The sequence below is a fragment of the Microbacterium sp. B19 genome (genome assembly GCF_000333395.1).
Lineage (GTDB): Bacteria > Actinomycetota > Actinomycetes > Actinomycetales > Microbacteriaceae > Microbacterium.
In genome coordinates, this window is record NZ_BADA01000232.1 from 1 (window position 1) to 8422 (window position 8422).

Genomic DNA, 8422 nt, shown 5'->3' on the forward strand with positions numbered 1-8422 from the left:
CGCATCACCGATCTCGGCGGCCTGGTCGACGCCCTCGGCATCCAGGATCCGATCGTGACGCTCGGGCACGACTGGGGCGGGCCGATCTCGCTCGGCTGGGCCGTTCGGCACCGCGAGCGGCTGGCCGCTGTCATCGCGCTGAACACCGCCGTGCACCACGCCGAGGACGCTCCGCTGCCGTTCCCCCTGCGGGTCGCGACGGCGCGCGGCGTGCTCGCCGCGGGCACGACGGGGACGACCGCGTTCCTCGACACGACGCTCGCCCTCGCCGACCTCGACCCCGCGGTGCGCGCGGCGTTCCGCGCGCCGTACGCGACGGCCGCGCGACGACGCGGGATCGGCGGGTTCGTCGCCGACATCCCCGCCACAGCCGCGGACGAGAGCACACCGGCACTGCGGAGCCTGTCCGCCGGCCTGCGCGAGCTCGACGTGCCCGCCCTGCTCCTGCGCGGCCCGAAGGACCCGGTGTTCCTCGAGGCGCACCTGGACGACCTCGTCGACCGACTGCCGCACGCCGATGTGCACCGCTTCGAGGGCGCGGGTCACCTGATGGCCGAGGAACGGCCGTACGCCGACGCGGTGCTCGACTGGCTCGCCGCCCAGAGCGCTCCGGATGCCGGTACCCCCGCGCCCGCGGACGACACCCCCGCCCCGGCACCCCTGTGGGACGCCCTCACCCGCCGCCGCGACGACGACGACGTCGCCGTGATCGACATGGCCGCGCGCCGTGGCGGCGCCGGGCTGCGGGTGAGCTGGCGGCAGCTCGCCGCCCGTGTCGACGAGATCGCCGCGGGACTCGACGTCCTCGGCGTTCGCGCCGGCGACCGCGTCTCCCTGCTCGTTCCCCCGGGGCCGACGCTCACCGCGGTGCTGTACGCGTGTCTGCGCATCGGCGCGGTCGTCGTCGTGGCCGACCGGGGTCTCGGCATCCGGGGACTGTCCCGTGCCGTGCGCGGCGCCGTGCCCGACGTGGTCATCGGCGAGGTCGCGGGGCTCGCCGCCGCTCGTGCCCTCGGCTGGCCCGGCCGACGCCTGTCGGCGACCGCCCTCCCCGCCGCCACGATGCGCGCCCTCGGGGTCGAAGCGAGCCTCGCCGACGTCGCGCGCGCGGGCCGCGGTCACCCCCTGCCCGAACCGCCCGCCGCGCACGCCGACGCCGCGATCCTCTTCACGTCGGGGTCGACGGGACCGGCGAAGGGCGTCGTCTACACGCACCGCCAGCTGTCCTCGCTGCGGGACGCTCTCGCGGAGCACTTCGCCGTCGGACCCGACACGGGCCTGGTCACCGGTTTCGCGCCCTTCGCCCTCCTCGGCCCCGCGCTCGGCACCCGCTCGGCGACCCCCGACATGGACGTGTCGGCCCCCCGCACGCTGACGGCGGCCGCGGTGGCAGCGGCGGTGCGCGCATCGGACGCCCGGATCGTGTTCCTGTCCCCCGCCGCGGTACGCAACGTCGTCGCCACCGCTGCCGCGCTGAGCGCCGACGACCGCGCGGCCCTGGCCCGCGTCGACACCTTCCTCTCCACCGGAGCCCCCGTCGGCACGCCGCTCCTCCAGCGCGCGCAGCAGCTCATGCCGAACGCCACCGCGCACACGCCCTACGGGATGACCGAGTGCCTGCTCGTCGCCGACGTCACGCTGCCGGAGATCGTGGATGCCACCGCCTCCGGCGATCGCGGGGTGTGCGTGGGAGCCCCGATCGGCCGCGGTCGGGTGCGCGTCGCTCCCCTCGACGCCGACGGCCGCGCCACCGGCACCCCCACGACCGACGCCGGAGTCACCGGCGAGGTCGTCATCAGCGCGCCGCACCTCAAGCGCGGCTACTTCCGGCTGCACCTCACCGACCGCGAGGCGACCCGCGATCTCGACGACCTGCGGGGCCGCTGGCACCGCACCGGCGACGTGGGGCACCTCGACGCCGCCGGACGCCTGTGGGTCGAGGGACGCCTCCCCCACGTCATCACCACCGCAGACGGCCCGGTGACTCCGGTCGGCATCGAGCAGGATGTCGAGTCCGTGCCGGGCGTCGTCCGTGCCGCCGCGGTCGGCGTGGGACCGGTCGGCCGGCAGGTCGTCGCCGTCGTGCTCGAACGCGACCCCGCGGTGCGACGGGCGGGCGTGGCATCCGCGGGTCTGACCGAGGTCGTGCGCGCCGCGACCGCGCAGCCGATCGCGGCCGTGCTCGTCGTGCCGACGCTCCCCACCGACATCCGGCACAACTCCAAGATCGACCGCTCGCGCCTCGCGGCGTGGGCGGAGCGCGTGCTGGCCGGCGAGAAGCCGACGGCGCCGTGAGGGTTCTGGCCACCGGGGCGTCCGGGTTCCTCGGACGTGCGGTCGTGCGCGCGCTGCAGGACGCCGGGCACACCGTCCGGACGCTGCAGCGCCGCCCCTCGGGCGTTCGGGGTGCCGAGGACCGCCTCGGCTCGGTGACGGACGCGTCCGCCACCGCCGCCGCCGTCGAGGGTGTCGACGCGATCGTGCATCTCGCGGCGAAGGTGTCGCTCGCCGGCGATCCGTCGGAGTTCCGCGCCGTCAACGTCGAGGGCACGCGGACGCTGCTCGACGCCGCCGCCGCCGCGGGGGTCACGCGTATCGTGCACGTCTCGTCGCCCTCCGTCGCCCACGCCGGTCACGCGCTGGCCGGGGTGGGGGCCGAGCCCGCCGATCCCGCGGGTGCCCGCGGCGAGTACGCCCGGACGAAAGCCGAGGCCGAGCTTCTCGCCCTCTCCCGCGCCGGGGACACGGCATCCCTCGTCGCCATCCGACCGCACCTCGTGTGGGGGCCGGGCGACACGCAGCTCATCGCCCGCGTCGTCGACCGCGCCCGACGCGGACGACTGCCGCTGCTGAACGGCGGCACAGCCCTCATCGACTCGACGTACGTCGACAACGCGGCATCCGGGATCGTGGCCGCCCTCTCACGCGTCGACGAGGTCAGCGGACGCGCGTACGTGCTGACGAACGGCGAACCGCGCCCGGTCGGCGACCTGCTCGCCGGTATCTGCCGCGCCTCGGGGGTACGGCCGCCGCGGTTCAGCGTCCCCGCCGGGCTCGCGCGGGCCGCCGGCGGACTCGTCGAGCGGGTGTGGGCCGTGCGGCCCGGCACCGACGAACCGCCGATGACCCGCTTCCTCGCCGAACAGCTCTCCACCGCCCACTGGTTCGATCAGACCGAGATCCGCCGCGACCTGGGCTGGACGCCCGCCGTCTCGATCGACGAGGGCCTGCGCCGCCTCTCCCACGCCTGACCCCGGCAAGCCGACTCGGCCCACGCGGTGACCGAGGTTCTGCCATGGACGACGACGAGCGGGGAGGACGGCACCTGCGACTCGACGCGGTCGACACGGTGAGATCGTTCACCATACGGCCGCGTGGGCCGTTCCCGTAAACGGGATATCGAATCCGAATACCGAGAAGACGAGAGAAGATGCTGGGTTGAATTGATTCCCAGCACACACTCGATAAATCAGACTCCGTCCACAGCCGCGCGAAGCGCCGTCACAGACGGACCCCAAGTGAAGTTCAGCACGGGAAGACCCGAGTTTCCTGCATTACTGTCACCGCCGAGGACGATTCCGCGCGGTTTACCCGACCCTTGCGGGACGATCAGATACCAGTTACCCGCAACATTTGCAATGAACACTTCGTCACTCTCCTTTTCTGGAATGGGAGTCGGCGCACTGCCGACATAATTCTCGAAATCGACCGTCCCGGTGAAATCTGTGGGGTTGGTCGTGTTCAGCCAAAGACTCGTATGCACGTGAGCGCCGACGCCGCGGTCACTGCCGTTCGCAGACGCGCCCGAATACGCGATGAGCTGCCCCCGGGACACCCGTTGCCCCTGGGTGACCGCGACGGAGGACAGGTGCAGATGCCGCGTGTAGTTCCCGTCGTCGTGGGCCATGCCGACGATTCGACCGGTCGCGCCCGAGTTCGTCGTCTTCACCAGCCGGATGACGCCGTCGGAGGCCGCGTGGACGGGCGTCCCCACGTTCACCGCGTAGTCCGTGCCCGGCTCGCCCGACGGTGGTGTTCTGTTCTTGTGGCCCTGCCAGCTGTCGGAGATGTACACCTCGCCGCACGGTCTCAGGTAGCTGCCTGCAGCGTGCGCGGCATCGGGCGACATCGACAACCCGAACGCCGTGGCGAGCCCCGCAACGAGAGCAGAAGATACAAAACCGCGCCGCGACAGACCTTGCAGATAGAAGATACCTGATATCTCGGCTGGATCGACGGAGGCGGGGGGAATTCGGTCTATGCCGACGGGGCTCTGATCCGTCATGTTATTCGCCTCCGCTGACCTTAATCGATAAGAATGCGCCTGCAGATATGACGCTATCCAATCGACCCCGAGGCGCACAGTCCCCCTTTCGGGGGACATAGTCGTCGATGTCTCGAATTGCGACGCATCAGACCTTTCACGACGGCAAGATGACGACAGAAGGCCCGCCCCATACGGGACGGGCCTTCGAGAACAGCTGCCGGGATTCAGACCAGGTCGAACCGGTCGAGCTCGGTCACCTTGCGCCACGCGGCGACGAAGTCGCGCACGAACTTCTCCTTCGCGTCGTCCGAGGCGTAGACCTCGGCGATCGCGCGGAGCTCCGAGTTCGAGCCGAACACCAGGTCGACGCGCGTGCCGATGCCGACCGTCTCGCCCGAACCGTCCTTCGTGCCCTGGAACGCGTGCTTGCCGGCGTCGAGCGGCTTCCACGTCGTCCCCAGGTCGAGGAGGTTCACGAACACGTCGTTGGTCAGCGCACCGGGGGTCGCGGTGAACACGCCCCAGTCCGAGCCGTCCCAGTTCGCGCCGATCGCGCGCAGACCACCGACGAGCACCGTCGTCTCCGGCGCCGTCAGCGTCAGCAGGTTCGCCTTGTCGAGCAGCAGGTACTCGGCGGGCAGACGCGCCTCGCGCGAGGCGTAGTTGCGGAAGCCGTCGGCGACCGGCTCGAGCCAGCGGAACGAGTCGACGTCGGTCTGCTCCTGCGTCGCGTCGGTGCGGCCCGGGGTGAACGGCACCTCGACCTCGACGCCACCCGCGCGCGCGGCCTGCTCGACACCGGCGTTACCGGCGAGCACGATCAGGTCGGCGATCGAGACCCTCTTGCCGTCCGGCGCCTGCGCGTCGAACTCGGCCTTCACGTTCTCGAGGACAGACAGCACGGATGCCAGCTGCTCGGGGTTGTTGACCGTCCAGCTCTTCTGCGGCTCGAGGCGGATACGCGCGCCGTTGATGCCGCCGCGCTTGTCGCTGCCGCGGAAGGTCGAGGCTGCGGCCCACGTCGTGGTGACGAGCTGCTGCACCGACAGGCCGCTGTCGAGGATCTGCTGCTTCAGCGCCGCGGCGTCGGCCGCGTCGATGAGCGGGTGGTCGACCGCGGGCACGGGGTCCTGCCAGTCGAGCACCTCGGCCGGGACCTCGGAGCCGAGGTACCGGACACGCGGGCCCATGTCGCGGTGGGTGAGCTTGAACCACGCGCGGGCGAAGGCATCCTGGAATGCCGCCGGGTCCTCGGCGAAGCGACGCGAGATCTTCTCGTACGCCGGGTCGACGCGGAGCGCCAGGTCGCTCGTCAGCATGCGGGGTTCGCGGCGGCCCTCGGAGTGCGCGAGCGGGACCATGTCGGCACCGCCGCCGTTCTTGGGACGCCACTGGTGGGCACCGGCGGGGCTCTGGAACAGCTCCCACTCGTACGCGAAGAGGATGTGGAAGAACTCGTTGTCCCAGCGGGTGGGGTGGTACGTCCACGTGACCTCGAGGCCGCTCGTGATCGTGTCGTCGCCCTTGCCGGAACCGAACTCGTTCTTCCAGCCGAAGCCCTGGTCCTCGATGTCGGCGGCCTCGGGGTTGGGACCCACGTGGCTGTCGGGCGCGGCGCCGTGCGTCTTGCCGAAGGTGTGACCGCCGGCGATGAGCGCGACCGTCTCCTCGTCGTTCATGGCCATGCGCCCGAACGTCTCGCGGATGTCGTACGCCGACAGCTGCGGGTCGGGGTTGCCGTTGGGGCCCTCGGGGTTGACGTAGATGAGGCCCATCTGGACGGCCGCGAGCGGCTTCTCCAGGTCGCGGTTCCCCGTGTAGCGCTCGTCACCGAGCCACGTGGTCTCGGGACCCCAGTACACGTCGTCGTCCGGCTCCCACACGTCGGCGCGGCCGCCGGCGAAGCCGAACGTCGGGAAGCCCATGTCCTCGAGCGCGACGTTTCCGGCGAGGATCATGAGGTCGGCCCACGAGATCGCCTGGCCGTACTTCTTCTTGATCGGCCACAGAAGGCGACGAGCCTTGTCGAGGTTGACGTTGTCGGGCCAGCTGTTCAGCGGTGCGAACCGCTGCATGCCGGCGCCCGCGCCGCCACGGCCATCGGTCACGCGGTACGTTCCCGCGCTGTGCCAGGCCATGCGGATGATCAGCGGACCGTAGTGACCGAAGTCGGCGGGCCACCAGTCCTGCGACGTGGTGAGCGCCGCCTGGATGTCCTTCTTCACCGCGGAGAGGTCGAGGGCCTCGAACGCGGCCTTGTAGTCGAAGCCCGCGTCGAGCGGGTCGCGCTTCTCGTTGTTCTTCGCGAGGATCTTCACGTTCAGGCTGTCGGGCCACCACACGCGGTTGGCCGACCCGCGGGTCGGGTGGGGCAGGGCACCGGCCGGCTCGCTGTCCGCGGGGGCTTCGCCCACCGGCAGTCGGTTGTCGTCGGGGGCGGCACCGTCGTGGAAGACGGGGCACCCGTTCAGAGCGTCGCTCATCGGGATCCTCTCGGTTGTTCGGCTTCGGACGTCGCTCGACAGTCGGGACACACGCCCCAGAACGTCACCTCGGCGGTCTCGATGAGGAAACCGCTGCCCTCGGGCACGTGGAGACACGGGGCTTCCCCCACGACGCAGTCCACGTCGTCGACCCGGCCGCAACCGGTGCAGACGACGTGGTGGTGGTTGTCCCCGACCCGCAGCTCGAACATGCCGGGGTGTCCGGCCGGCTCGATGCGCCGCGCCAACCCCGCGTCGGCGAAGTCGCCGAGGGCGTTGTACACCGACTGCATGCTGGTGCCCGGGAGCGTGTCCCGGATGGTGTCGAAGACATCGTCGGCGGTGGCGTGCGGGCGGGAGCGCAGGGCCCCCAGAACCGCGACGCGTGTCGCGGTGACCCTCAGCCCCGCGCCGCGCAGGAGCGCGTCCGCGGTGGCATCCGTCCGATCGTCGAGCATGCTTCCACCCTACGTAATTTTGAGTGAATCAAAAATGACGCGCCGGAGAAGGATCGGAATCGCGGATGCCTCAGCCCGACGTCAGCGTGGGAGTCCCGCCCTCGTACTCCGTCACGTCCCCCGTCTCCCCTGCCCGGACGGCGCGGCGCCCGAGCACGAGCATGTACGAGAGGAACAGCGCCAGCGCCGCCGCCCCGATCGCGAGCTTGACCTGCCACGGCAGCATGGACGGGGTCACGAACCCCTCGACGAGGCCCGAGAGCCCGAGCGCGAACACGAGCCCCACCGCCACCGTCGCGAGCGCGCGCCCCTCTGCGGCGAGCGCCGCGGCGCGCGTGCGACGCCCCGGCGCGACCCACGCCCAGAAGATGTGGAGCCCCGCCGCCCCCGCGACGAAGATCGCCGTGAGTTCGAGCAGACCGTGCGGGAGGATGAACTGGAAGAACACGTCCCCGCGGTCGAACGCGAGCATGATCGCCGCCGACGACCCCACCCCGATGGCGTTCTGCATCATCACCATCAACGGCCACACGCCCGTGACGCCGAACAGCACGCACTGCGCCGCGATCCAGGCGTTGTTGGTCCACACCGTGCCCGCGAAGATCGCGTTGGGGTTCTCCCGGTAGTACTGCACGAACTGCTGATCGGCATAGTTCTGCAGCTGACTCCGGGCGCCCATCGCCGCGACTGCCTGCGGATCCGACGTGATCCACACGGCGACGAGCGTCGCCACCACGACGAACGAGACGGCGATCGCGAGCGTCGTCCACCGCACGCGGTACAGCGCCGCCGGCAGCTGCAGAAGGAAGAACCGCGGCGCCTGGCGCAGCACGTTCTCGCGGACGCCCGTGAGCCGCAGTCGGGTGCGGGCGAGCAGGATCGAGACGTAGTCGCCCTGCGGGGTGCGCCCGGCCGAGGTCTTGATGTCGGCGAGGTCCGCCGAGGCGGCGCGATATCGGGTGACGAGTTCGTCGACCTCCGGCCCGGTCAACCGCCGGGTCCGCCCCAGTTCGTCGAGCCGCGCCCACTCCTCGCGCCGGGCGGCCGTGAGGGCGTCGAGGTCCATATGGTCAACTGTACGCATGGCATCCTCCGTGGCATCCACTCCGGTTCCGGGTCCCGGCGCCGCGCACGTGCACGCGGCGGAGGACGAGACGCTCACCGGCGAGGCGGTCGCGCTCGACATCCAGCCGCTGCGGCTTCTTCCTGCGGGC

General features: G+C 71.2%; 6 protein-coding genes. 2 read left to right on the top strand and 4 right to left on the bottom strand.

The annotated features are described in order from the left end of the window. A partial coding sequence (locus I5G_RS08945; protein ID WP_022878755.1) for an alpha/beta fold hydrolase occupies window positions 1–2295 on the top strand: 2295 nt, incomplete at its 5' end. Continuing rightward, complete coding sequence (locus I5G_RS08950) at window positions 2292–3251, top strand: NAD(P)-dependent oxidoreductase (RefSeq protein WP_026095794.1); 960 nt, start codon at window positions 2292–2294, stop codon at window positions 3249–3251. The genes I5G_RS08945 and I5G_RS08950, both read left to right, overlap by 4 nt. A 218-nt stretch (window positions 3252–3469) precedes the next feature. On the opposite strand, the gene I5G_RS24580 is transcribed toward I5G_RS08950, so the two are convergent. From I5G_RS24580 to I5G_RS08970, 4 genes are all read right to left on the bottom strand, one after another. Continuing rightward, window positions 3470–4285: a M23 family metallopeptidase gene (locus I5G_RS24580; protein WP_187288822.1), complete on the bottom strand. Its 816-nt coding sequence runs from the start codon at window positions 4283–4285 to the stop codon at window positions 3470–3472. Between the two features lie 206 nt (window positions 4286–4491). Further along, window positions 4492–6750 (bottom strand): catalase/peroxidase HPI, encoded by a 2259-nt coding sequence (katG, locus tag I5G_RS08960; RefSeq protein WP_022878758.1) that lies wholly within the window; start codon window positions 6748–6750, stop codon window positions 4492–4494. Continuing rightward, the gene (locus tag I5G_RS08965; RefSeq protein ID WP_022878759.1) at window positions 6747–7208 is read right to left on the bottom strand and encodes a Fur family transcriptional regulator; all 462 of its coding nucleotides are present in this window, start codon (window positions 7206–7208) and stop codon (window positions 6747–6749) included. Before I5G_RS08965 ends, katG begins: the two co-directional genes overlap by 4 nt. Before the next feature lie 70 nt (window positions 7209–7278). Further along, window positions 7279–8274 (bottom strand): stage II sporulation protein M, encoded by a 996-nt coding sequence (locus tag I5G_RS08970; RefSeq protein ID WP_022878760.1) that lies wholly within the window; start codon window positions 8272–8274, stop codon window positions 7279–7281. Between the last annotated feature and the right edge of the window lie 148 nt (window positions 8275–8422).